The sequence below is a fragment of the Streptomyces sp. NPDC001157 genome, assembly GCF_053598255.1.
In genome coordinates this window covers 88,263-112,571 of record NZ_JBSFJW010000028.1, presented here as the reverse complement: position 1 = coordinate 112,571, position 24,309 = coordinate 88,263, and the positions used below count along the sequence as shown (strand labels likewise).

Annotated in this window: 19 protein-coding genes; 8 read left to right on the top strand and 11 right to left on the bottom strand. The window is 70.3% G+C overall.

Annotation, left to right across the window (positions count from 1 at the left end; translation table 11 throughout):
• Positions 1-9,369 precede the first annotated feature (9,369 nt).
• The 5 genes from ACWDAG_RS35440 to ACWDAG_RS35420 form a co-directional block, all read right to left on the bottom strand.
• On the bottom strand, positions 9,370-9,615 hold the full coding sequence (locus tag ACWDAG_RS35440; RefSeq protein WP_450699651.1) for a hypothetical protein: 246 nt from the start codon (positions 9,613-9,615) through the stop codon (positions 9,370-9,372).
• A complete protein-coding gene (locus ACWDAG_RS35435; protein ID WP_450699650.1) occupies positions 9,612-9,788 on the bottom strand; it encodes a hypothetical protein in 177 nt (58 codons plus the stop codon). Before ACWDAG_RS35435 ends, ACWDAG_RS35440 begins: the two co-directional genes overlap by 4 nt.
• 625 nt (positions 9,789-10,413) lie before the next feature.
• A complete protein-coding gene (locus ACWDAG_RS35430) occupies positions 10,414-11,040 on the bottom strand; it encodes a YigZ family protein (protein WP_450699649.1) in 627 nt (208 codons plus the stop codon).
• A 62-nt stretch (positions 11,041-11,102) separates the two neighbouring features.
• Entirely contained in the window at positions 11,103-11,675 is a 573-nt protein-coding gene (locus ACWDAG_RS35425) for a SixA phosphatase family protein (protein ID WP_450699648.1), read from the bottom strand.
• The gene (locus ACWDAG_RS35420; protein ID WP_450699647.1) at positions 11,672-12,436 is read right to left on the bottom strand and encodes a hypothetical protein; all 765 of its coding nucleotides are present in this window, start codon (positions 12,434-12,436) and stop codon (positions 11,672-11,674) included. Before ACWDAG_RS35420 ends, ACWDAG_RS35425 begins: the two co-directional genes overlap by 4 nt.
• Before the next feature lie 352 nt (positions 12,437-12,788).
• Here ACWDAG_RS35420 and ACWDAG_RS35415 point away from each other — a divergent pair, with 352 nt between their 5' ends.
• Positions 12,789-13,196: a CoA-binding protein gene (locus tag ACWDAG_RS35415; protein ID WP_450699646.1), complete on the top strand. Its 408-nt coding sequence runs from the start codon at positions 12,789-12,791 to the stop codon at positions 13,194-13,196.
• A 268-nt stretch (positions 13,197-13,464) separates the two neighbouring features.
• Entirely contained in the window at positions 13,465-15,111 is a 1,647-nt protein-coding gene (locus ACWDAG_RS35410; protein ID WP_450699645.1) for an APC family permease, read from the top strand.
• A gap of 93 nt (positions 15,112-15,204) precedes the next feature.
• Here the strand turns inward: ACWDAG_RS35410 and ACWDAG_RS35405 are convergent, their stop codons facing one another.
• Positions 15,205-15,735: a hypothetical protein gene (locus ACWDAG_RS35405; RefSeq protein WP_450699644.1), complete on the bottom strand. Its 531-nt coding sequence runs from the start codon at positions 15,733-15,735 to the stop codon at positions 15,205-15,207.
• A 220-nt stretch (positions 15,736-15,955) separates the two neighbouring features.
• Between ACWDAG_RS35405 and ACWDAG_RS35400 the strand changes: the two genes are divergently transcribed.
• Complete coding sequence (locus ACWDAG_RS35400) at positions 15,956-17,173, top strand: 4-hydroxybenzoate 3-monooxygenase (RefSeq protein ID WP_450699643.1); 1,218 nt, start codon at positions 15,956-15,958, stop codon at positions 17,171-17,173.
• 12 nt (positions 17,174-17,185) lie between these two features.
• Here ACWDAG_RS35400 and ACWDAG_RS35395 read toward each other — a convergent pair whose 3' ends face one another.
• The gene (locus tag ACWDAG_RS35395) at positions 17,186-17,545 is read right to left on the bottom strand and encodes an ArsR/SmtB family transcription factor (RefSeq protein ID WP_450699642.1); all 360 of its coding nucleotides are present in this window, start codon (positions 17,543-17,545) and stop codon (positions 17,186-17,188) included.
• Between the two features lie 61 nt (positions 17,546-17,606).
• On the opposite strand from ACWDAG_RS35395, the gene ACWDAG_RS35390 reads away from it, so the two are divergent.
• The gene (locus ACWDAG_RS35390; protein WP_450699641.1) at positions 17,607-18,674 is read left to right on the top strand and encodes a cation diffusion facilitator family transporter; all 1,068 of its coding nucleotides are present in this window, start codon (positions 17,607-17,609) and stop codon (positions 18,672-18,674) included.
• Positions 18,675-18,796: 122 nt separating this feature from the next.
• Here the strand turns inward: ACWDAG_RS35390 and ACWDAG_RS35385 are convergent, their stop codons facing one another.
• Positions 18,797-19,351 carry a YbaK/EbsC family protein gene (locus ACWDAG_RS35385; RefSeq protein WP_450699640.1) on the bottom strand — a complete coding sequence of 185 codons (555 nt, stop codon included), beginning with the start codon at positions 19,349-19,351 and terminating at the stop codon, positions 18,797-18,799.
• Between the two features lie 32 nt (positions 19,352-19,383).
• Positions 19,384-19,956, bottom strand: a complete 573-nt coding sequence (locus ACWDAG_RS35380; protein WP_450699639.1) for a helix-turn-helix domain-containing protein — start codon at positions 19,954-19,956, stop codon at positions 19,384-19,386.
• A gap of 113 nt (positions 19,957-20,069) precedes the next feature.
• Between ACWDAG_RS35380 and ACWDAG_RS35375 the strand changes: the two genes are divergently transcribed.
• The gene (locus tag ACWDAG_RS35375; protein ID WP_450699638.1) at positions 20,070-20,927 is read left to right on the top strand and encodes an EamA family transporter; all 858 of its coding nucleotides are present in this window, start codon (positions 20,070-20,072) and stop codon (positions 20,925-20,927) included.
• Here ACWDAG_RS35375 and ACWDAG_RS35370 read toward each other — a convergent pair.
• Positions 20,924-21,688, bottom strand: a complete 765-nt coding sequence (locus tag ACWDAG_RS35370; RefSeq protein WP_450699637.1) for an acyltransferase — start codon at positions 21,686-21,688, stop codon at positions 20,924-20,926. The genes ACWDAG_RS35375 and ACWDAG_RS35370 overlap by 4 nt on opposite strands.
• Before the next feature lie 129 nt (positions 21,689-21,817).
• On the opposite strand from ACWDAG_RS35370, the gene ACWDAG_RS35365 reads away from it, so the two are divergent.
• The 3 genes from ACWDAG_RS35365 (at position 21,818) to ACWDAG_RS35355 (ending at position 23,520) form a co-directional block, all read left to right on the top strand.
• Complete coding sequence (locus tag ACWDAG_RS35365; protein WP_450699636.1) at positions 21,818-22,429, top strand: hypothetical protein; 612 nt, start codon at positions 21,818-21,820, stop codon at positions 22,427-22,429.
• Positions 22,426-22,869, top strand: coding sequence for an RDD family protein (locus ACWDAG_RS35360; RefSeq protein ID WP_450699635.1), 444 nt, complete (start codon positions 22,426-22,428; stop codon positions 22,867-22,869). The genes ACWDAG_RS35365 and ACWDAG_RS35360 overlap by 4 nt, the downstream gene beginning before the upstream one ends.
• Positions 22,870-22,989: 120 nt before the next feature.
• Positions 22,990-23,520, top strand: a complete 531-nt coding sequence (locus tag ACWDAG_RS35355) for a gamma carbonic anhydrase family protein (protein WP_450699634.1) — start codon at positions 22,990-22,992, stop codon at positions 23,518-23,520.
• A gap of 65 nt (positions 23,521-23,585) precedes the next feature.
• Here the strand turns inward: ACWDAG_RS35355 and ACWDAG_RS35350 are convergent, their stop codons facing one another.
• The gene (locus tag ACWDAG_RS35350) at positions 23,586-24,227 is read right to left on the bottom strand and encodes a DedA family protein (protein WP_450699633.1); all 642 of its coding nucleotides are present in this window, start codon (positions 24,225-24,227) and stop codon (positions 23,586-23,588) included.
• Between the last annotated feature and the right edge of the window lie 82 nt (positions 24,228-24,309).

Genomic DNA, 24,309 nt, shown 5'->3' with positions numbered 1-24,309 from the left:
ATCCCATCGCCGACACCTATGCAGCGCGAATGGGCGGCTGCTCCCTGCACCTGCGGGGATGGTCCCTGGGTCGAGGTCAGCGGCGACTGGTCGATCATGTGCTCCCCGCACCCGTGGGGATGATCCCAACGCGCGCCAGGACTACCTCACCGACCCGATCTGCTCCCCGTGCCCGCGAGGATGATCCCGACACCTCGCGCCAGCGCGCGAGCCGGCCAAACTGCTCCCCGCACCCGCGGGGTGATCCCAAGGCCACCGCCCACGCGGCCCGCCGCAAGGCCTGCTCTCCGCACTCGCGGGGATGATCCCACTGGCGGCCACTCCGACGTGTGGATGCGCCGCTGCTCCCCGCACGCGGGGATGGCCCAGCTCGGACGTCCTGCCGAGCTGGGTGAGGGAGAGCTTCCCGTTGCTCGCGGGATGGTCCCCTGTCGACGCGTGCCGAGGTCCCCGTGCATATGTGCTCCCCGCACGCAGGGATGGTCCCAAGTATGGTGCGAGGCTTCCCTTTTCCTGGGAGTGTTCCCCGTACCCGCGGGGATGGTCGACGATGTGCTCCCTGCACCCGCGGGGATGATCCCAGCAACGGCTACAGCGACCAGCAGATCGACGACTGCTCCCTGCGCCCTCGGGGATGATCCCCTGTACGTACCGCTGTGGGAGCCTGCGGTCGGCTGCTCCCCGCGCCCGCGGGGATGATCCCGGGACTGCATAACCGCCGGACGCGTCGGTGCCGTGTTCCCCACCCCCGCGGGGGATGATCCCGAGCTGGGTTGGTTCACCGGCGGTGGCGCTGGCTGCTCCCCGCACCTGTGGGGATGGTCCCTGGGCCGAGATCGGGACGGCACTGGTGTGTCGTGCTCCCCGCACCCGCGGGGATGGTCCCTCGGGCCGCATGACGGCTTCGCCGCCGGACAGGCGCTCCCCGCACCTGAGGAAATGGTCCCGCGGCGAACACCCACACAGCACCGCCGTACCAATGCTCCCCGCTCCCGCGGGGATGGTCCCGCCATTGGCGAGGAGCGGATCAAGGCGTGGAACTGCTCCCCGCATCCGAGGGGTTGTCCCATCATGCTCGGCGCCGAGCGCAGCGTCCTGGGCTGCTCCCCGCCCGCGGGGATAGTCCCGATGCGTAGAAACCGAGGCCTCCGACGGCGGCCTGCCCCCTGCACCTGCACGGATGGCTCCATCTGGGCCGGTGATATCGGCGCCTACGAGCGCTACTTCCCGCACCTGCGGAGATGATCCCGACCAGGGTCTCTTCTACGGGCACGAGACCGTCTGCTCCCTGCGTCCGCGGGGATGGTCCCATGGAGCGTGTGGTGCTCCTCAGAGACCGCGAGGACGGTCCCGTGCGCCGGTTCAGAGAGCCGGACGGCACGGTGCGCTCCCCGCGCCAGCGGGAGTGGTCCGCCTCATAATCGGGGGCGTCGGCCTCGTTCTTGTGCTCCCTCCACCGAGGGGGATGGTCCCGGGGAGTCCGGCATTACCAAATTCGACGCGGGCTGCTCCCCGCGCAGGTGGAGATGGTCCCAGACGACGCCCGTGGTAGAGCGCCCACGGCATCCGCCCCCGCGCGCGGGGGGATGCTCCCTCCTCGCTGGAGCCGGTCGGATCCCATCCCAACTGGGCCCCGCGCCCGCAGGGATGGTCCCGCCCACATCGCGCACTGCCTCGTCGGACCAGGGTGCTCCCCGCACTCGCGGGGATGACCCCCTCGCCTTCGAGGGCTGGGCGTGTCGACGACGGCTGAAAAGTGGACCAGTAGCGGCGCTTGGGTTCGGAACTGGATCACAATTCACGCGTCGTCGGCATGAGCGCGCGCCGACCCCTGCTCCCCGCACCGACGGGGATGATCCCGTCTCACCGGTGTCGAACGGGCCGTTGTTCTGCTGCTCCCCGCACCGGCGGGGATGGTCCCCAGCTCCGCATGTCCGTCATGGCCCTGGCCAAGTGCTCCCCGAAACCGCGGGGATGGTCCCAACGGACCGCACGACCGCAGGTGGGCCGCCCAGTGCTCCCTGCACCCGCGGGGATGGTCCCGCTCCCGGCCGACGGTGTCACCGTGCCGATCGACTGCCCCCTCGCCCCCATGGGGATAGTCTCATCTTGACCTTGTCGACTTCGATCTCGAACAGCTACTCCCCGCACGCGCGGGGATGGTCCCATAGGCGACGCCGTCATGGCGCAAGGCCGCATCTGCTCCCCGCACCTGTGGAGATGGCCGCCGCTTGTAGCGGCCGAAGGGCACGTTGCCGACCTGTTCCTCGCACCCGCGGGGATGGTCCCCAGCCGGTTCCCGGCGGTGTCGCCCTGCAGGTCTGCTCCCTACACCCGCGGGGATGGTCCGCGACATGGACCGATGTCACGGCCGATGTGCGCTGCGCCCCGTACCCGCGGGGATGGTCCCACGAAGGTCGCGTTCGTGACGTCCATCGCGAACTGCTCCCCGCACACGCGGGGATGGCCCCCGGAATGCCGAGCGCAGCAGCTTCGTCAGCAGGTGCTCTCCGCACCCGCGGGGATGGCCCCGTCTACCAGCCCGGCATCGTCACGTACGCGGGGTGCTCCCCGCACCGGCGGGGATGGCCCCAGGACGATCTGCATCAGGTCCGTGGTCTCGGCGTGCTCCCCGCATCCGCAGGGATGGTCCCGACGCCGACACCTGGCTGAGCCTGTACAGGCACTGCTCCCCGCGCCCCCGGGGATGGTCCCACCAGTGGCGGCAAGGATTCACAGGCCCAAAACTGCTCCCCGCACCCGCGGGGATGGTCCCGGCATCTGGTACGCCAACCTGACCGTCGCCCCGTGCTCCCGCACCCGCGGGGATGGTCCCTGCGCGGCGATCTTCATCCAGAACCTGGACGCGTGCTCCCCGCACCCGCGGGGATGGTCCCTACGGAACCCAACATGGCACCCTGGCCAGCGACAACTGCCGTCCGCACCCGCGGGGATGGCCCCTGGGACGCGGTCAAAATCAGCCACACCGCCTTGTGCTCCCCGCACTCGGGGGGGATGGTCCCGCTGTGGACGCCGGTACGGGTGACAAGACGGTCTGGCTCCCGCGCCCGCGGGGATGGTCCCCCCTCAGCTCGCGTTGAAGACGGAGACGAGCGTGCTTCTCGCACCCGCGGGATGTCCCCAGGAGCGGGCAGAGAAGTTCGACCGGGCCGTGTGCTCCCTACGCCGGCGGGGATGGTCCCCCAGGGACGTTTTCGCCGACATAGTCCAGGGGGTACTCCCCGCACCCGCGGGGATGGTCCCTGGTTGAGCCACCACCGGTAAGTGGAGCCGTCCTGCTCCCCGCGCCGGCGGGGATGGTTCCTGGCCACCGTCCTCGACCTTGAAGGTCTGGCTCTGCTCCCCGCGGACGCGGGGATGGTCGCCACTAGGAGCGCGCAGCCATAGCGGTGGTCGTGGTGAGGCAGACCGGCGTGGGCAGGAAGACGTCGCGGCCAGCCACTTCTCCCTCTGCTGTCGCGCCGAAGACCGCTCCGCTGTCTTCGCCCTCGCTGAGGAACCCCATGGTGCACAGCCACTTCGAGAGCACCCCGTCCAGCTACGCGTCCGCGTGCGCGGCCAGCCCGTTGGCCGACTGCACGCCCAGCTCGAAACCACCGGAGCCTGCGAACAAATCAAGGACGTTGGGACGTAGTCGAGTTGCCTTGTTTATGGCGGACGCGGCGAAATAGATGGCCTTGTTGGTGGGCCCCTACCACAACCACTCTCCGTATTTCGCACCGTCAGTAATGCGCTGACCAGGGGCGATTGGCCGCCAGAAGTTATCCACAACGGGCGTCTCCCCGCGCTCGCGGAGATGGTCCCCGCTCAGCCCGGGCGAACGCGAAGATCCTCGACCCCGGGGGTGGTCCCCAGGCTCGCGGGGTTGATCCCATCCGCTGGACGCTCCACCGCCGCATCATCGAAGGGGTCCCCGCGCCGCAGGGCTGGCCCGCCATGGACGGGGTGTACTTCCGTACGCTGTTGTTGGCCCGCTGCCCGCGGGGTTGGTGCCAAGTCGTCCAACCTGGTGGCAGTGCGGACTTTGCTCCCCGCCCGCGGGGATGGTCCCATCAGCTTGATGCCGGTCCCGTTGAAGGTGGCCTGCTCCCTGCACCCGCGGGGATGGTCCCCGGGCATGGATGGGCTGACAAAGGGCAGCCCCTGCTCCCCGCGCCTGCGGGGATGGTCCCGGACCGGGCACTTCGTAGCCGTGGGCCTCCAGGCGCTCCCGGCGCCCGCAGGGATGGTCCCAGCACCCGCAGATCCCGCACCACGACACCCCCTGGTCCCCGCACCCGGTGAGATGGTCCCGAAACGACCCCGGCCAAAGCGACCGCGGCTGGGTGCCCCCACTTCCACGGCGATGGCTCCGTCAAGGTAGTCCTTCGGCCGGATGATGCCCACCTGCACCTCGCACCAGTGGGGGATAACCTCCAGTTGATGTTCAGGTCGACCGCATAGGCGGTCTGCCCCGCACCCGCGGGGATGGCCCCACCACACCTACCGGATCACTGCAGACAGCCTCCGCTGCTCCTCGCGCGCGGGGATGGTCCCTTGCCCATGAACTCGACGGTGCCCGTGGTGCCCTGCTCCCCGCCCCGCGAGGATGGTCCCTGGAGAGACTGCGCCTGCGTGCCCTCCGTGAGCTGCTCTCCGCGCCCGCGGGGATGGTCCCAGTTCGGCCATCTCATCGGCGACCGTGGTGCGCTGTTCCCCGCACCCACGGGGATGGTCCCGCCGGGGTGAACGGTCCGGCCTGGATGCTGGGCTGCTCTCCGCACCCGCGGGGACGGCTCCCATACGCCGCATCTATCGTGGGCGAGCGCCATCTGCTCCCTGTACCCGCGGGGATGGTCCCATGGCCGTCAAGCAGCCCAAAGGCCAGACGATCGGCCCCCGCATCCGCAGGGAGGGTCCCCACGTCCTGGCCGAACCTAGCCCACAGCACAAGTGCTCCCCGCATCCGCGAGGATGGTCCCCCGGCTAGCAGCGCGGTACCCGCGGTCGTCGCGTGCTCCCCGCACCGCGGGGATGGTCGCCCCCGCCCTCGTAGATCTCGTGGATCCCCGACGTGCTGTGTCGGCGACGGCTGAAAAGTGGACCAGTAGCGAACCCAAGTGTCGGACGTGGGTCACGATTCACGCGTCGCCGACAGTGCTGCTCCCCGCACCCGCAGGAATGGTCCCTCCGGTGCTGCCCAGGATCTGACCGAGACCGCCTGCTCCCCGCTACCAGCGGGGGTGGTCCCCAGCTGGACCAGATCGACGCGACACTCGGATTCTGCTCCCCGCACCTGCGGGTATGGTTCCTGCGGGTCGTCGTACTAGGCAGGCCGTCGTACTGCTCCCCGCAGCCGCGGGGATGACCCCGAGTTCGGCGCGGCGGCGATCGTGGACGCCATCTGCTCCTCGCGCCCGCGGGGATGGTCCCCCAAGGCGACGTTCGTGCGCCAGTGGGTCGCCAGCCCCGCACCCCCGGGGATGGTCCCGCCACGCTCGCAGGGAAGCTCACCTGGCTCGGGTGCTCCCCGCACCCGCGGGGATGGGCCCTGGCCGCTGCTGCTGGCCGCGTTCATCATCACCTGCTCCCCGCGCCCGCGGGGATGGTCCCGTGATCGGAAACGTGACGGGGAAGCTGAGGCCCTGCTCCCCTCGCCCGCGGGGGTGGTCCCGGCATCCATGTGGAGTACTGCAACTGGCCGGTCTGCTCCCCGCGCCCGCGGGGATGGGCCCCCGGTCGCCGCCCGGATCTCCCGCACCGTCGGCTGCTCCCCGTGCCCGCGGGGATGGTCCCAACCTCGACGTGCTCGAGAAGAAGCAGGAGCACTGTTCCCCGCACCCGCGGGGATGGTGCCTTGGAACGCTCGCGCTGTCCTGCTTCCCGCGCATGCGGGGATGGTGCCACGATCACCTCGTCACCCTCGCCGGTGGCGCTCTGCTCTCCGCGCCCGCGGGGATGGTCCCGTGCCCGTCGCACGGCCGAGCCGGTCGCGCACCTGCTCTCCGCACGCGCGGGGATGGTCCCGAGCTGCGTGTCGACGGCTCCGGCGACACCATCTGCTCCTTGCACCCGCGGGGATGGTCCCGCGCCCAACTTCTCCGCGCCGAACCAGCTCGTCTGCTCACCGCACCTGCGGGGATGATCCCGCCAACGGCGGTGTCTTCCAGGGCCCGGCGATCTACTCCCCGCACCCGCGGGGATGGTCCCACGACCATGCTGCTGTCGGCCATGGCTCCGGCCTGCTCCCCATGCCCGTGGGGATGGTCCCAGCATCGCCCCTAGCAGCGCCTCCTCCGCCCGCTGCTCCCCGCACCCGCGGGGATGGCCCCTGCGACGGCCACGCGTCCACCCGGGCGCCGGTCTGCTCCGCGCACCCGCGGGGATGATCCCTCCACGCACGACGACCAGGTGGACGCTACGAGCTGCTCCCCGCACTCGCGGGATGGTCCCCAGGCTTCGGTGTGGTCGTCGGTCACCACGAGCTGCTCCCCGCATCCGCGGGGATGGTCCCCCGGACGAACCGCTCGACCGTGGTCCGAGCATCTGCTCCCCGCACCCTCGGGGATGGTCCCCTGATGCTGCAGCACAAGACCGCCACTATCGGCTGCTCCCCGCACCCGCGGGGATGGTCCCCAGCCGCGGTAGATCCATTCCATGGTTCCGCCCTGCTCCCCGCGAACGCGGGGATGGTCCCCCCAGGAAGGAGGGGCTGCGGCTGGTCCATACCTGCTCCCAGCACCCGGGGATGGTCCCGTCGATGGCCGAGGTCACTCTCACGAACCTGACTGCTCCCCGCACCCGCGAGGATGGTCCCACCGGCCCGCTGACCTCGATCTCGGCGGTCTTCTGCTCCCCGGGCCCACGGGGATGGTCCCATCAGGTAGCGGCCCTGGTGATCGGTGATGACCTGCTCCCCGGAACCGCGGGGATGGTCCCAGAACCGCGGCCATGGCGGTGGCAATCGGGATCTGCTCCCCGCACCCGCGGGGATGGCCCCTGGCCCCCCACGGAAAAGGCGAAGGCGATCTACTGCTCCCCGCAGTTGCGGGGATGGTCCCGTGGGCTGACGGTGGCTCAGGGCAAGATGAGCCTGCTCTCCGCACCCGCGGGGATGGTCCCCAGGACTCCCCGGCCCGGCCCTCACTGCACCACTGCTCCCCGCACCCGCGGGGATGGCCCCCGCGTCGCCGGCCTCGTCATGCGTGACAACGACTGCTCCCCGCACCCGTGGGGATGGTCCCGGCAGGTCAGCTGTCCAGATCCCGTCGGTTGTGTGCTCCCCGCACCCGCGGGGATGGTCCCGGCAGGTCAGCTGTCCAGATCCCGTCGGTTGTGTGCTCCCCGCACCCGCGGGGATGGTCCCGGCTGCCACCGGTTGTTCCCGTGGTACTCACTGTGCTCCATGCACTCGCGGGGATGGTCCCGGCGGTGGGCTCGCGCTGCCGTGGCTGCGCGCTGCTCCCCGCACCTGTGGGGATGGTCCCAGCACTCCTCGCAAGGCGGTGTCCGACCGCTGCTGCGCCCCGCACCCGCTGGGATGATTCTCGACAATGCTCCCCTCCGCAAGTGGGACAACCTCACGGACACCCACTGCTGCCCGCACCCGCGGGGATGGTCCCAAGGCGGTCTCGGGCGCGCTCCACGGTCGTGAGTGGTCCCGCACCCGCGGGGATGGTCCCCGCTGATGAACATGCGCGAAATCAGCGTGGAGTGCTCCCCGCACCCGCGGGGATGGTCCCCGTGCCGAAACGGCGGCTCAAGCGGCTCGGTGTTGCTCCCGGCACCTGCAGGGATGATCCCATCGCGTGGAACCCGGTGATCGGCTGCGCGTACTGCTCCCCGCTCCGCGGGGATGATCCCGCATGGGACAAGCTCGACGCGTACCGGCCGGACTGCTCCCCGCACCCGCGGGGATGGTTCCGACAAGGAACTCAGCCTCAAGATCACCGTTGGGTGCTCCCCGCAGCCGCGGGGATGGTCCCCGCTCAACGTGGATCGCCATGGAAGGTGCCAACTGCTCCCCGCGCCCGCGGGGATGGTCCCTGGGTGGCGAACGGCACTCCGTGGACGCTCGCCTGCTCCCCGCGCCCGCGGGGGATGGTCCCGCGAACGACATCTCATCCATGTCGCCGCGTTCCTGCTCCCGCGCCCGCGGGGATGGCTGTCGGCGTCGGCTGAACTCGGACCCACATTGGGCCCAGAACTCACGCGCCGTCAGAGGGCAGCGTTCGGCCATGGTCGAGAATGGCCCCGTCATGCAACTTGTCGATGACGGCGCCGTTCTCTGCCCATTACCTTCCTCGTATAGCCCGGTTCGGGCTCGTGGCCTCCGGGGCCGGTATGGCTCTTTGCCCCTGTCCTTGATGATCCGGGGGGTGCTGTCGCCGGTCCCGGCGGCACCGGTTGATCGCTGATGGAAGCGTGTCCGCCGACAGGCAGGGCTGCGTAATGTGGCTGCCGATCTCCGGTGCCCGGGCGGGCCACCGGTCGTGACTCCGGGGAGGGAAAGCCCGGTGACCAGCAACAATTTCACGTCGATCGATGTGTTCTGCGCTCTGGGCGTGGGCAAGTCCACCCACCACGGCACGGCCCTGCTGCATGATGGCCGCATCACCTTCGACAAGCCGCTGCCCAACGGCGAGCCCCAGCTGCGGGAGCTGTTCACCCGCCTCAAGCGCAAGGGGAAGGTCCTTTCGCGTCGTCCATGCCGACGCCGATCAGCTTCTGCTCCCCGCACCCGCGGGGATGGTCCTGTCACGGTGCGCTTCGCTGAGGCGCCCCATCCGTGCTCCCCGCCCCCGCGGGGATGGTCCCGCGCCGTACCTTCAGGGCGCCATCATCATGGCGTCCTCCCCGAACCTGCGTAGAGATGGTCCCAACCAGATCGGCCTGCCGCTGACCATCACCATGTGCTCCCTGCACCCGCGGGGATGGTCCCACGATGGTTTGGTCGTCGGGCATGTGGAGGTAGTGCTCCCCGCACCCGCGGGGATGATCCCACCGGTTTCACGCAGGGATATTTGTGGCGCAAGTGCTCGCCGCACCCGCGGGGATGGTCCCTCGCCGCCCATGGCCAGGATCGGCACGTCGTCGTGCTCGCCGCACCTGCAGGGATGATCCCATCGCGTGGAACCCGGTGATCGGCTGCGCGTACTGCTCCCCGCTCCGCGGGGATGATCCCGCATGGGACAAGCTCGACGCGTACCGGCCGGACTGCTCCCCGCACCCGCGGGGATGATCCCGTCGTCGTCCCCGACCAGGCCCCGGTGTTGCCCTGCTCCCCGTACCCGCGGGGATAGCCCCCTGTTCGCCGTGCGGTGCACCAGCCCGTACGCGTGCTCCCCGTAGAACGGGTCTCCCCTGGCTTCAGCAGCTGTGGCTCATGGCCAGGACTTCCAGCGCGCGCCACGGTTCGTTCTCCGCCACGGTGCCGTCCTGCACCAGTTGGTCGATCGCGGCTCGTACTGCAACCGCGGTCTCCAACGGGATTTCCCGCACCCCGAACACTGTCTCCAGCGGGGCTGTGCCCTTGCGACTCGGGCCACGCGTGTCCGCGTCGAACCAGCCCTCGGCCAGCTCACCCGCATGCCGCTCAAACACAGTGAGGATCACACCGAGCGCGGTTGCGCTGTTGCCGATCTGTACGCGGCCCGGGAGGTCTCCACCGCATCGAGCACCGGCTCACACTGCTCAAGCCCGGCCACCCACCGCTCATCCGCAGTCGCCGTCGACCGGCCGGCATCGAAGGCCGCCTCGGCCCGCAGCAGCTCGTCGGGCAGGAACATGAACTGGACGCTGGCGAAGTCGAGGTTCGCCTCGCCGAGGGAGGCGACGTCGACCTTTCCAGCAGATCCAGCATCTTGTCGTCGAGGCCCGTGTACTGCCGCCACTCCACGTTCTCCAACTCGTCGTACAGCTCCTCCAGGTCGCCGGATCGTCCTGGCCCCGCGATGGCGTTGCAGGAGAGCTGGAGGGGCGATCAGCCGCTGGCAGGGCAGCGGTTCATCTATCCGATCTGCGACAGGCCAGCCTCGATCGCCGCGAGCGTGCGGTGATTGCCGGACAGCACCTAGCCAGGCAGGCCTCGATTCCACACGACGATACGAAGCCTGAACCCAGCACGCACCCAGCACGGGAGCGATCACCAGGGATGACAAGCGGTGCCCACAGGTCAGCACGAAACCAGCACCGGCACCGCCCCCGAGCGCCGCGAGGATGAGCGGAACCACACTTGACCTGGCACTTTGCGAAAACCGTGCAACTACGTTAAGCAGCGCCCCGAAAATTTGTGCAGCAGCCTCATGATCCCCGACCCTAACGGCCGGGTGTGACATCACGGTCGGTCACTCCCGTATCGGCCCGTCATGAACCGTCCCACACCGGTCCGTTATGCCCTTTTCATAACGAATCTCACGCGTCCCCGTAGGCCTCCCCGCCCAGTTCGAATCCGGCCGTCCCGGCGGTCACGTCGGCGAGCCAGGCCCGGAAGGCGTCCACGTCGGAGTCCGGCAGGCCGACCTCGATGGTGACCGCCTCGCCGTAGCGCACGTCGCGTACCTCGCGGCCCGTCGAGTGCAGGTCGTTCTGGACCTTGCCGGCTCGCTGGTGGTCGACGGTCACCGTGGCCAGCCTGAATCTGCGGCGGGTGAGGGTGCCGAGGGCGTCCAGGGCCTCGCCGACCGCGCCGCCGTAGGCCCTGATGAGTCCGCCCGCGCCGAGCTTGACGCCGCCGTAGTAGCGGGTGACGACGGCGACGACGTACCGCATGTCGCGGCGCAGCAGCATCTGCAGCATGGGGACGCCCGCGGTGCCGCCCGGTTCGCCGTCGTCGCTCGCCTTCTGGACGGAGGCATCGGCGCCGATGACATAGGCCCAGCAGTTGTGGGTGGCGTCCGCGTGCTCCTTGCGCACGGCGGCGATGAAGTCCTGGGCCTCCTGCTCGGTGGCCGCCGGCGCCAGGGCGCACAGGAAGCGGGAGCGGTTGACCTCGGTCTCGTGCACGCCCGCGTGGGCGACCGTGCGGTACTCGTCCTGCATCCGGTCAGCCTATGCGGCGCACGTGCGCTCGCCCGCCCCGGAGGGGTGCGCGGCCCGCCGGCTCAGTCCTGCTTGCCGCCGTCCTTCTTCTTGCCGTCCTTCTTGCCCCGCGGCACGAGCATGCTCGTCAGCAGTGCCGTGCCCGGGGCGAGTGCCTCCCAGGCGGTTCCGCGCCAGGCCAGTATCGCGATCGCCGAGGTCGGGAACTTCAGCCGCACCTCGTCCAGGGCGTCGTCGAGGCTGTCCCCGGCCAGTTCCAGGACGAGTTCCTCCAGGCCGGGGTTGTGCCCGACCAGGAGCAGCGTCTCGACCTCGCCGGACACCTCGTGCACGGCGGTCAGTAGGTCGGCCACGTCGGCGGCGTACAGCCGCGGGTCATGGCGTACCGGTGGCGGTGTGCCCCACTGGGCCGAGGCCAGTTCCCAGGTCTGCCGGGCGCGTACGGCGGTGGAGCACAGGGCCAGGTCCGGCAGGCAGTCGGCCTCGGCGAGGGCCCGGCCGGCGGCAGGCGCGTCCCGGCGGCCGCGTGGCGCGAGCGGGCGTTCATGGTCGGGGACCTTCTCTGGCCAGGCCGACTTGGCGTGCCGCAGCACCACCAGGCGACGCAGCGGGCCGACTCCCGCGCGCGCGATCACGCCGGGGATCCGAGGTCGCGGGTGAGATCGAGGCCGAGCAGCCGGTCCGCGTAGGCGTACGTCTCGAAGCGGGCACCCTCCGGCAGCTCGGGCTCCGTCTCCACCCAGGTGAGCACCCCGAGCACGGAGGGGATGTCCAAGTCGTCCTCCCAGGCGGTACGGAGGCGTGTGCGCGCCTCGTCGGGGATCGGCCGGGACGGCTGCTGTGCCCAGGCGGCGACCGCGCGGCGCCAGCGCGCGAGGGTTTCGCGGGCCTCGGTCAGGACGGCCGCGTCGAGCCGCAGGGGTGTGCTCCGGTGCCGGGAGAGCAGGGCCAGCCGCAGGGCGGCCGGGTCGGCGCCCCGCGTGGTGGCGGGTGCCTCCGAGTCGACGGCGGCGACGGCCACCCGGACGCCCTCGGGTGTCGCTCCGCCCTCCCCCACGACGTGCAGGACCTGGGCCTCGCCCAGTCCTGGACCGACATCCCGCCGGTCCTCAAAGGGCCGGATGCCGAGCGCGGCAGCCCCGGCCCGCAGCTCGGCCTGCCCCCGCTCACCGGTCAGCACCCCCCACACCGGGGTTCCGCCGAGTTCCAGGGCCCGCACCAGGAGGTCGGCCACCAGCAGCACCCGCAGGGCGCCGGTGTGGAAATCCGGCACATGGGCTTCGACCCGGGTCAGCCCCCGGCGGACCGGGGCGGCGTCGACGGACTCGCCGGTTCGGGCGTCGGTGATGCGCAGCACGGGCTGAGCGTAGGCGTGCGGACGGCCGCGCGCAGGCATCCGGCGCGAATTCCGCATCCCGCGGCTGGATTCCACCAGGTGCGTGACACGCACGCGCGCGTGCTGCTGCCCTCGCGCGGATGTGACGTACGCGCGCGTACAGAGCTCATCCCCACTCGGCCCCACCTTTCGCTCATGCGCGAGGCTCACTTGTCCGCGCACGGCGTTCGCGTCCGCCACGTGCGGCAGGAAGTCCCGCAGGCCGGGCTCCTCATCGACGATGACCACGGCGCAGGGCCCCTTCGGCGCGAGGGGCGACTGCTTGGGGGGGACCGGGGAATCGGGGAATCATCATGCACTCCTGGCCGTTGTCGGGCAGAAGGGCAAGTCCACGAGGTGCAGGGAGGCCGCGGTGTACGGCGACGAGGCAACGGTCCGCAAGATCCTCACCGAGTCCGGCGACACCTGGGCCGTGGTCGGCCTCTCGTCGAACCGGGGCCGTGCCGCCTACGGCGTCGCCCAGGTGCTGCAGCGCTTCGGCAAGCGCATCGTGCCCGTCCACCCCAAGGCGGAGACGGTGCACGGCGAGCAGGGGTACGCCTCCCTCGCCGACATCCCCTTCGACGTGGACGTCGTCGATGTCTTCGTCAACAGCCACCTCGCCGGACCGATCGCCGACGAGGCGGTCGCCAAGGGCGCCCGGGCCGTCTGGTTCCAGCTCGGCGTGATCGACGAGGCGGCGTACGACCGTACGCGGGCGGCGGGCCTCGACATGGTGATGGACCGTTGCCCCGCCATCGAGATACCGCTGCTCGGCTGATCCTGCTGGGTCGACACACTCCCACATGTGGCACCGGTCACACTGCGACCGCTCACGCATGGCCGCGTCCACTGCCCATTCCGTGGTCGGTTCCAGTGGTCACAGCGGTTTCCGCTGCCTTCACAGCCTCTGAAGCTCTGTCCAGGAAGCTCCCGGGCGTTGGTCAAAACTTCACCATGAGCCTTCTGCTCGACCCCTGGTGTTTCCTAATCTGCGACGTCGCATGGACTGAAAACATGTATTCATCTCGTGAGAGGTCGCTGAAAATATGGTGAGCGTCGAACAGACCTCCCTGAAGGACACCGGAGGCTCAACAGGCCTCCGGCGGGACGTCGGACTGATCGGTCTGATGTGGGCGTCCGTGGGTTCAATCATCGGCTCCGGCTGGCTGTTCGGCGCCAAGAACGCCGTCACCATGGCCGGTCCGGCGGCGATCATTTCGTGGATGATCGGCGCCGTCGCAATCGTCCTGCTCGCGCTCGTGCATGCCGAGCTCGGCGGCATGTTCCCGGTGGCGGGCGGCACGGCGCGTTATCCGCACTACGCGTTCGGCGGCCTGGCCGGCATGTCGTTCGGCTGGTTCGCCTGGCTGCAGGCGGCCACCGTGGCCCCGATCGAGGTCGAGGCCATGATCGGCTATGCCGGACACTGGGACTTCGCAAAGGGCTACCTGCACCACAGCCCCACGGACAGTACCCTGACGACCAGCGGCCTGATCGTCGCGATCGTCCTGATGGCCGTCTTCGTCGCGGTCAACTTCCTCGGCGTGAAGGTCCTCGCACACACCAACAGCGCGGCCACCTGGTGGAAGATCGCCGTCCCGCTCGCCACGATCTTCATCGTCGCGGTGGGCCACTTCCACCCGGGCAACTTCACTTCGGAGGGCTTCGCCCCGTTCGGCGCGAAGGGCGTGCTCAGCGCGATCAGCACCAGCGGCATCATCTTCGCCCTGCTGGGCTTCGAACAGGCGATCCAGCTGGCGGGCGAGAGCCGTGACCCCAAGCGCGACCTACCTCGCGCGACCCTGGGCTCGGTCGCGATCGGAGCGACCATCTACGTCCTGCTCCAGATCGTGTTCATCGCCGCACTGCCGCACAGCACGTTCGCGCACGGATGGGCCAAGCTCGACTTCCCGGGCATCGACGGCCCCTGGGCGGGCCTGACCACCCTGGTGGGCCTGGGTTGGCTGAGCGTCGTGCTGTACCTCGACGCCGTGGTCTCCCCCGCGGGCACCGGCCTGATCTACACGACCGCCACCTCCCGCGTCTCCTTCGGCCTCTCCAAGAACGGCTACGCGCCGAAGCTGTTCGAGAAGGTCGACGCCCGCGGTGTGCCGTGGTTCGGTCTGATCCTCTCCTTCGTGACCGGCATCATCTGCTTCCTGCCCTTCCCGAGTTGGCAGAAGCTGGTCGGCTTCATCACCTCGGCCAGCGTCCTGATGTACGCGGGCGCACCGCTGGCGTACGGCGTCTTCGCCGACAAGCTGCCGAACCACGAGCGCCCCTACCGTCTCCCCGGCGGCAAGGTGATCTCCCCGCTGGCCTTCGTGGTGGCCAACCTCATCATCTACTGGGCCACCTGGGACATCCTGTGGCGGCTCGGCGTGGCGATCATCCTCGGCTACGTGCTCCTCGGCGGTTACGCCGTCTACGCCAAGAACAAGGGCCTGCCGGACGCGCCCCGGCTGGACTTCAAGGCCGCCCAGTGGCTGCCGGTCTACCTGGTCGGCATGGGCGTGATCTCCTGGCAGGGCGGTTTCGGCGGCCAGGCCAACATCCCGCTGTGGTGGGACATCCTGATCGTCGCCGCCTTCTCCCTGGGCATCTACTACTGGGCCCGGGCCGTCGCCCTGCGCCCCGAGGCGATCCAGCGCAGCATCGACGAGGTCGTGGTCGTGGACGCGCCCACGCACTGACCCCCCTCACATTCCTCCTGGAATGCACGAGACGGCGGTGGGCCCCCGGTTCGGGGCCCACCGCCGTCTCTTCTTGCTCAGGTCAGCGACAGGTCACCGGTCGTAGACGAGGCGGAAATTCGGAGCAATGAACTTGTGGGCGTAGGCGGTGTGCTTCTCACCCGTGGCGGTGCATGTGTCGGTGCCGTGCGCGAGGCATGCGTACCGGCTCTGGGTCACCTTGTTGGTGGTGTAGGCGGAACGCCACTGCACCCTGCCCGACTTGTTCTTGGCGGCGCTGTAGCTCTCACTGGCGGTGACGCTGTAGGTCTTGGCCGCCGAGTAGCCGACGGCGGCGGAGACGGCCTTGACCGAGACGGAAAGCGTGCCGCTTACGGTCGTGGTGACGCTGGTCGACAGCGAACAGCCGACCGTACGCGTCGTACCCGACTTGCTGAAGACGTCGCAGGTCTTCCAGCCACCGTACGTACGGTAGCCCGCGCCGACATGGGTGACCTTCCACCGGTACACGACCGGGTTGTCCTTCGGTGTCACGGTGGAGGCGGTGGCGGTGCCGGTGGCCGCGACTCCGAGGCCGGTCGCGAGTGCGAGTGCAACAAGGGCACTGCCTGCTTTGTTCTTCATCATTGGTTCCCCGTTTGAAATCGAAATCACTGAACACCCGTGACACTAGCAGCGGTTGGGATCATGAATCCAATGCGAATAGGTATGGACGAAGGAAAGAAACGACCACCATCGAGAAAGGATCCGTTTTCCGCAGAATGCCTTTCCTCAAGTAATCCTCAAGAGGATTTGCAGCACAGGGAGTTCACGTGAACAGGTGATCAACCGCCATACTGCTCGGGTGACTTCCTCCCCCCACCCCAACTCCCCCTCCCCGCAGCGCTTTCCGGTGGTGATCGTGGGCGCCGGGCCGGCCGGTCTCACCATCGGGAACATCCTGCGGGCCGGGTCGGTCGACTGCCTGGTCCTGGAGACGGAGACACGCGAGTTCATCGAACAGCGGCCACGGGCCGGTGTGCTCGAGGAGTGGGCCGTGCGCGGACTCCAGGAACGGGGCCTCGCGGAGAACCTGCTGGAGCGGGCGCAGCTGCACACCCAGTGCGAGTTCCGCGTGGGGGGACAGCGGCACCGGTTCTCCTACACCGACCTGACGGGGCATCACCATTTCGTCTATCCGCAGCCTCTGCTGGTGACGGACCTGGTGCGCGAGTACGCCGATGTGCGCGGCGGCGCCATCCGCTTCGGCGTGCGGGACGTGCAGTTCCACGGCCTGGACACGGACCGCCCGGCGGTGTCGTACCTCGACCCCGAGACCGGTCGGCGCACGCTCGTGCACTGCGACTTCGTGGCGGGCTGCGACGGAGCACGCGGGGTGACCCGGACCGTGCTTCCGCAGCAGGCCCGGATCGCCCGGCACGACTACGGCATCGGCTGGCTGGCGCTGCTGGCCGAGGCGCCGCCGTCCAGTGACTGCGTGGTGTTCGGCATCCATCCGAACGGCTTCGCCGGGCACATGGCCCGCAGCCCCGAGGTCACCCGCTACTACCTGGAGTGCCCGCCCGGCGACGCCCCGGGCAACTGGCCGGAGGACCGCGTCTGGGCCGAACTGCAGGAGCGGCTCGGCGCCGCCGACCGGCCGCCGCTCACGGAGGGGCGGCTGATCGAGAAGCGCGTCCTCGACATGCACAACCACGTGGTCGAACCCATGGTGTTCGGCCGTCTCTTCCTGGCCGGGGACGCAGCCCATCTCACCGCGCCCATCGCGGCCAAAGGCATGAACCTGGCCCTCCACGACGCCTTCCTGCTCGGCGACGGGCTCGTCGCCCATCTCACCAAGGGCGACGCGCGCGGCCTCGACGGCTACTCGGCGGCCTGTCTCGGACGGGTGTGGGACTACCAGGAGTTCTCTCAGTGGCTGTCGGAGGTGTACCACGGCGCGTCATCGGGCGACGCCTACCGTGCAGGCACGACGCTGGCCCGGCTGCGCCGCCTCTTCGCATCCCCCGCTGCCGCGGCGGCGTTCGCGGAGCAGTACCTCGGCAGGAGCTCCGCGTCCTGAACGCCGTGATCCTCAGTCGTGCAGCGGCCGATCGCTGAGGCGGTGGTCCGCCACCTTCAACGCCTCGTCCACGAGCCGGCGCAGATGGCCGTCGCGAAGCGAGTAGATGACCCTGCGGCCCTCCTTGCGCGTGTTCACCAGACCCGCCAGCCGCAGCCGCGCCAGGTGCTGGCTGACCGCGGGCCGGGCCGCCCCGCCCGCCTCCGTGAGGGTCGTGACGTCGGCCTCGCCGCCGGTCAGGGCATGCAGCAGCGCGAGGCGGGTGCGGTCGCCCAGCAGGGCGAGGAGTTCGGCGGCGAGTGCGAACTGTTCCTCGCCCGGGATGCGCGGGTGCGCATCCTTCGCAGTTGATAGGTGCATGCGTGCGCTCATACGCACATAATGGTCCCGTGGGCGTCCCGCGTCCACCACCGCGCACCGGAAGGGGCCCCACGTGAGCGACCGGCACCACCATCACGACGGCGAGCACCACGACCACCACGGGCACCATGGGCACTCGCACCACCACCAACCCACCGGACTGAGGCACCGCCTCGGCCACCTCCTCACCCCCCACTCCCACGAGACCGCCGACAAGCTCGACTCCGCACTGGAGTCCTCGGCCCGCGGAACGCGTGCGCTGTGGGTATCGCTGGGCGTCCTCGGGGCCACGGCCGTGGTGCAGGCAGTGGTCGTGGTCCTGTCCGGTTCGGTGGCCCTGCTCGGCGACACGGTGCACAACGCCGCCGACGCGCTGACCGCCGTACCGCTCGGGATCGCCTTCGTGCTGGGCCGGCGGGCGGCCACGCGCCGCTTCACGTATGGCTACGGCCGGGCCGAGGACCTCGCCGGGATCGCGATCGTGCTGACGATCGCCGCCTCGGCGGCTTTCGCGGCCTGGGCGGCGGTGGACCGGCTGCTCGATCCGCGCCCCGTCGCGCACATACCGGCGGTGGCGGTGGCCGCTCTGGTCGGGTTCGCCGGAAATGAGTGGGTGGCCCGCCACCGGATCCGGGTGGGCCGGGAGATCGGTTCGGCCGCGCTGGTCGCCGACGGACTGCACGCCCGCACGGACGGGTTCACGTCACTGGCCGTGCTGCTGGGCGCCGGCGGCTCGGCGCTGGGGTGGCAACTCGCCGATCCGCTCGTGGGGTTGGCGATCACCGCGGCGATCGCGCTGGTGCTGCGGGACGCCGCCCGGGAGGTGTTCCGGCGGGTGATGGACGCCGTCGACCCCGAACTGGTGGACCGGGCCGAGCGGGCGCTGCGGGAGGTGCCGGGTGTGCGGGAGGTCGGTGAGCTGCGACTGCGCTGGATCGGTCACCGGCTGCGCGCCGAGGTGGCGGTGGTGGTCGACGGCGAGGCCACGGTACGTACGGCGCACGGCATCGCGGTCGAGGCCGAACACGCGCTGCTGCACGCCGTACCGAGACTGACGGCGGCCCTGGTGCACGCAGATCCGGCACCGATACCGGGGCAGGCGGACCCCCACCTGGCCTTGGCACATCACGCGACGCGCTAGGCGACCCCGGCAAAGTACGGTGCGGTTCCGGAGCGCCCTGAAGGGGCGCGGGGAACGGCGCGACCAGCCCCGACGAATGCCGCAGACGACAAACGGCAGGCCCCTGAAGGGGCGCGGCGTCGTCAGACGCCCAGTCCCTCCAGCACCACCGCCCCCGGCAGCTCCGCGAACGCCTTCCCCGGCACCAGCAGCTTCCCCCGCCGGCGCCCGCTACCGACCAGGACGTAGGAGAGATCGGCGACAGCCGAGTCCACGAGTACCGGCCAGCCGTCCGGGAGTCCGATCGGGGTGATGCCGCCGTACTCCATGCCGGTCTCCGCCGTCGCGGTGTCCATGGGCGCGAACGAGGCCTTGCGGGAGCCGAGTTGGCGGCGGACGACGCCGTTGACGTCGACCCGGGTGGTGGAGAGCACGAGGCATGCGGCGAGTGTCGTCTCGCCGCCGCGCTTGCCTGCCACCACCACGCAGTTCGCCGACTGCTCCAGCAGTTCCTGCCCGTAGTGCTCCACGAAGACGGCGGTGTCGGCCCACTGCGGGTCGGTGTCGACGTAGACGATCTGGTCTGCGGGGACGCTGCCGCTCCAGTGGCGTACGGCTTCGGCGACCGGGCGGGTCAGTTCGTCGAGGGCGTCGGGGGCAGGGATCGCGATGTCGAAGTGTCCGATGGGTGGGCGCATGGCCGCACGTTAACAGGACGTCCCGGGCCGCCTCAGCGCACGGGCGGGACGGAGACCGCCAGCACGAGCTCCATCGGCACATCGCCCTGGTTGCCGTAGCTGTGCGGGGCGTTGGCCTCGAAGGTGACGCTGGCGCCGGCCGGGACGCGGTACTCCGCGCCCTCCACCGTGAGGGTCAGCTCACCCGCCGTCACATGGGCGATCTCCACCGTGCCCGTGGGGTGCGGGTCGGAGGCGCTGCTGTCGCCCGGCATCAGCCGCCAGTCCCACATCTCCAGCGGGCCCGGCGCCTCGGTGCCGGCGAGCAGCCGGCTGTAACTTCCCGCGTCGGTGTGCCACAGCCGTACCACCTGATCGGCCGGGACCACGCGCACCTTCGGCCCCTGCTCATAGTCGAGCAGAGTGGTGACACTGACGCCGAGCGCGTCGCCGATCTTGACGACGGTGCCGATGCTCGGGTTGGTGCGGGCCTGCTCGATCTGGATGAGCATGCCGCGGCTGACCCCGGCGCGGGCGGCGAGCGCGTCCAGGGTGAAGCCCCGCTCGCCTCGCCAGCGCTTGACGTTGCGGGCCAGGGACTGGGTCAGCAGATCGAGGTCCGACACGTTCCGTCCAATATCCACATACCGAGGTCAATATTCTGGATGGCAGAGTTCATTGTACTGAACTACGGTGGTGTGCACCCGATCGTTCACCGAACTGTACTGCGAGGCGACCCGTGACAGCATTCTTCGCCCTGGCCACCAGCCTGCTCTGGGGCCTTGCCGACTTCGGCGGCGGACTGCTGACTCGGCGCACGCCGGCGCTCACGGTGGTCGTCGTCTCGCAGGGGATCGCCGCGGCCGTGCTGGGGGCGATCGTGCTGACCACGGGTGGCTTCAGCGAGGCGGGTCCCCGGCTGTGGTTCGCCTTCGCCGCCGGGCTGGTGGGCCCGGTCGCCCTGTTCTCCTTCTACAAGGCCCTCGCGCTGGGCCCGATGGGCGTCGTCTCCCCGCTCGCGACCCTGAGCGTGGCGGTCCCGGTGAGCGTGGGCCTCTTCCTCGGCGAACGTCCCGGCCTGACGCAGGTCGCGGGCATCGCGGTCGCGGTCACCGGCGTCGTTCTCGCCGGCGGACCGCAGCTGAAGGGCGCACCGGTGCAGCGTCAGGCCATCGTGCTCACCCTCGTCGCGGCCCTCGGCTTCGGCACGGTCTTCGCCCTGATCACCGAAGCGTCCACGACCGTGACCGGCCTCTTCCTCGCCCTCTTCGTCCAGCGCCTGACGAACGTGGCCGCGGGCGGCATCGCGCTCTACGCCTCCGTGAAGCGGGGTGGCGAGGCCCTCCCGCCCGGCGGCTTCCCCTGGGCGTCCCTCCCGGCCCTGGCCTTCGTCGGCCTCGCGGACGTCGCCGCGAACGGCACGTACTCGGTCGCCGCCCAGCACGGCCCCATCACCGTCGCCGCCGTCCTCGCCTCGCTCTACCCGGTGGTCACCGCACTCGCCGCGCGCGGCTTCCTCAGCGAGCGCCTCCGCGGCATCCAGGCCGCGGGCGCGGGCCTCGCGCTAGTGGGCACGCTGCTCCTGGCGACGGGCTAGGACTCAGGTTCCAGCTCGGCCAGCCTTGCCACCGCCTCCTCGTCCAGCTCCGAGAGGGCCCGCAGCTGGTCGGGCGTGATCCCGTCGGGAATCGGCACGGGCGCGGGCGTCCTCAGCGGCGGCTGCCAGCCTTCGGCGGCCGTCCACCGGCGTACGACGCGGGCGGGTGCCCCCGCCACCACGGCATGGTCGGGCACCTCACCCCGGACCACGGCCCCGGCGGCCACGACCACGTTCCGCCCGATCCGCGCACCCGGCAGGATCACCGCACCGGTGCCGATCCAGCAGCCCGGCCCGATCTCCACGGGCTCCATGCGCGGCCACTGCTTGCCGATGGGCTCGTGCGGATCGTCGTACGAGTGGTTCGTGGACGTCACATACACATACGGCCCGAAGTAGCAGTCGCTGCCGATGGTCACCGTGGTGTCGGCGATGACGTGGCTGCCGCGGCCCAGCACGACGCCGTCGCCGATGCGCAGGATCGGGTCGGGACCGAGGTCCAGGTCGGGCATCAGTCCCGCGGTGAGGGTGACCTGCTCGCCGACGATGCAGTGGGAGCCGATATGGATCCAGGCCTCGCCGAAGACGGTGCCGAGCGGGAAGGCGAGCCGGGTGGCTTCACCGATCGAGCCGAAGCGGAAGCGGCCGGGGCGCTGGGCCGTCACCGAGCCCGTGCGCTGCACCCAGGCCCAGCCCGCGTGGACGGCGCGCTGGGCGAGGCTTCGCCGCCAGGATGAGAACGTGTTCTTGCTCTTCGGCACGGAGTCACCGTACTCAGCGTGCGGGGCGCCGAGGCGGTGCGGAAGCTGTGATCTTCACCCCACCCGAGGGTGCGCGGATCACCCGTGACGGATGAGGCGAAGGCGCCTGGGCTGTGGTGCGATGGTGGGATGAGCTGGCGCAGCTTGGTGGATCCCTTCGACGTCGCCGGACGGCTGACGCGATATGCGCTGGAGACCGCCGGCCCGGTCGTCGACCGTCTGGTCCGCGCGGGTGCGACTGCCGTGGTGGACCGGCTCGACCTCGACGGCTTGGCGGGCCGTATCGACGTCGACCGGATCGCCGACCGGGTGGACGTGATGCGGGTCGTGCGCCGGGTCGACATCGACCTGATCGCGGACCGGGTCGACGTGGACCGTATCGCCGACCGCTTGGATGTGAACCGGGTGGCGGCCCGGGTGGATGCGGACGAGATCGCGGCCCGGCTGGACCTGGACCGGATCGCGGCACGCATCGACGTCGACCGGATCGCCGGCCGGCTCGATGTCGACGCCGTGATCGCCAGGGTCGACCTGGTCTCGCTCACCAGGGCGGTGCTGGAGGAGATCGACCTGGGTCGGATCGTCCGGGACACCAGCGGCGGGATGGCCGAGGAGACGGTGGACGCGCTGCGGCTGCGCAGCATGAGGGCGGACCGGATGGTGAACCGCGTCGCCGACCGGCTGCTGCACAGACCCGGCGTTGCTCCGGCACACTCCGACGGGCACGGGCAGCCACCGTGACACAGGGGGACCCGGGCTCCGGGAGCGACACCGCGGGAGTGGTGTCGCGGTGCCTCGCGGCGCTGGTCGACGTGATCGTGGTGGCGGGCATCGGGCTCGCCCTGCAGTTCGCGTACGGCGGTCTGAGGCTGCTCGTGGCCGGGCCGCCGTTCCGCATGCCCGACCTGTCCGCCTGGCAGACGGGGGTGCTCGGCTGGGCTGTCGCCGTGCTCTATCTGGGCGTGAGCTGGGCATCGACCGGTGGCACCCTCGGCGACTGGCTGCTGGGCCTGCGGGTCACCGGCCGCACCGGGCGGCTGCTCGGCATCCTCCGCGCGCTGCTGCGTGCCGTGCTGTGCATCGCTCTCCCCGTGGGCCTGCTCTGGATTCCCTTCAGCCGACGCCGCGCCTCGCTCCAGGACGTCGTGATGGCCAGCGCCGTGCGGTACCACCGGTTCTGACGAGCGGCCTGCACCGTGCGGTCGAACGAGGGTCCGCAGCTCGTGACGCGCGGCCCCGGCGCCCGACGCCAAGCGCTCATCACCTACCGTGCGTTCTGTGTCGACGACGAGGAGAGGGCGATGACGCACAAGGCGTTGATCACGGGTATCGGCGGTCGGGAACCGAAGATCGACGGGGAGGCCTTCGTGGCGCCCACGGCGTCCGTGATCGGGGACGTGACGCTCGAGGCGGGGGCGAGCGTCTGGTACGGGGCGGTGCTGCGGGGGGACGTCGAGCGGATCTCCGTCGGAGCTCAGGCCAATATCCAGGACAACTGCACGCTCCATGCCGACCCGGGGTTTCCCGTCAGCATCGGCGAGCGGGTGTCCGTGGGGCACAACGCGGTGGTGCACGGGGCGACCGTCGGGGACGACTGTTTGATCGGCATGGGGGCGACCGTGCTGAATGGGGCTGTGATCGGGGCCGGGTCGCTGGTGGCCGCGCAGGCTCTGGTGCCGCAGGGGATGCAGGTGCCGCCGGGGTCGTTGGTGGCGGGGGTGCCGGCGAAGGTGAAGCGGGAGCTTACGGAGGAGGAGCTTCAAGGGGTGACGCTGAACGGCACCTTGTATGCGGAGCTTGCCACATCACACAGGGAGATCCATCAGTCATAGGGCTGGTCGGTGGGAGCTTGTCGCCCCCCCGGCGGAGCCGCATGTCGAACACAGCCCCGCGCCCCTCAGGGGGCGCTCACCTCGACCTCTTCCTGACGCGCGCCCTGCGCCTTCTTGGCCTTGCGCCTGATGACCAGCATCGACGTGAGACCGATGAGCACCGCGGCCACCAGACCCAGATACGAGAACCTCTTCAGCCAGTCCTCGGCGACCACGCCCACGTAGTAGATGACCGCTGTCGTGCCGCCCGCCCAGCAGATGCCGCCGAGGACGTTGGCGGTCAGGAACTTCCAGTACGGCATGTGGAGGACGCCCGCGAGGGGGCCGGCGAAGATGCGCAGGAGGGCGATGAAGCGGCCGAAGAAGACGGCCCACATGCCCCACTTCTCGAAGGACTTCTCGGCGGTGGCGACATGGCCCTCGCTGAAGTGCCTCGGGAACTTCCTGCCCAGCCAGGCGAGCAGCGGGCGGCCGCCCTTGCGGCCGATGGCGTAGCCGATGGAGTCGCCGACCACGGCACCGGCCGTCGCGCACGCGCCGAGCACGATCGGGTTGACGGCGGAGTGCTGGGAGGAGAGCAGGGCGGCCGAGACCAGGACGATCTCGCCCGGCAGCGGGACGCCCAGGCTCTCCAGACCGATGACCAGTGCCACCACGGCGTAGACGGCTGCCGCGGGCACCGTGTCGAGCCACTCCTGGACGTGCAACGCCGGTCCCTCCCGATTCGTAACCCTTTGGTACATGTGTTCCCGGCGTGCGCCGCACGGGGGCGCACGCCGGGAAGCCTAC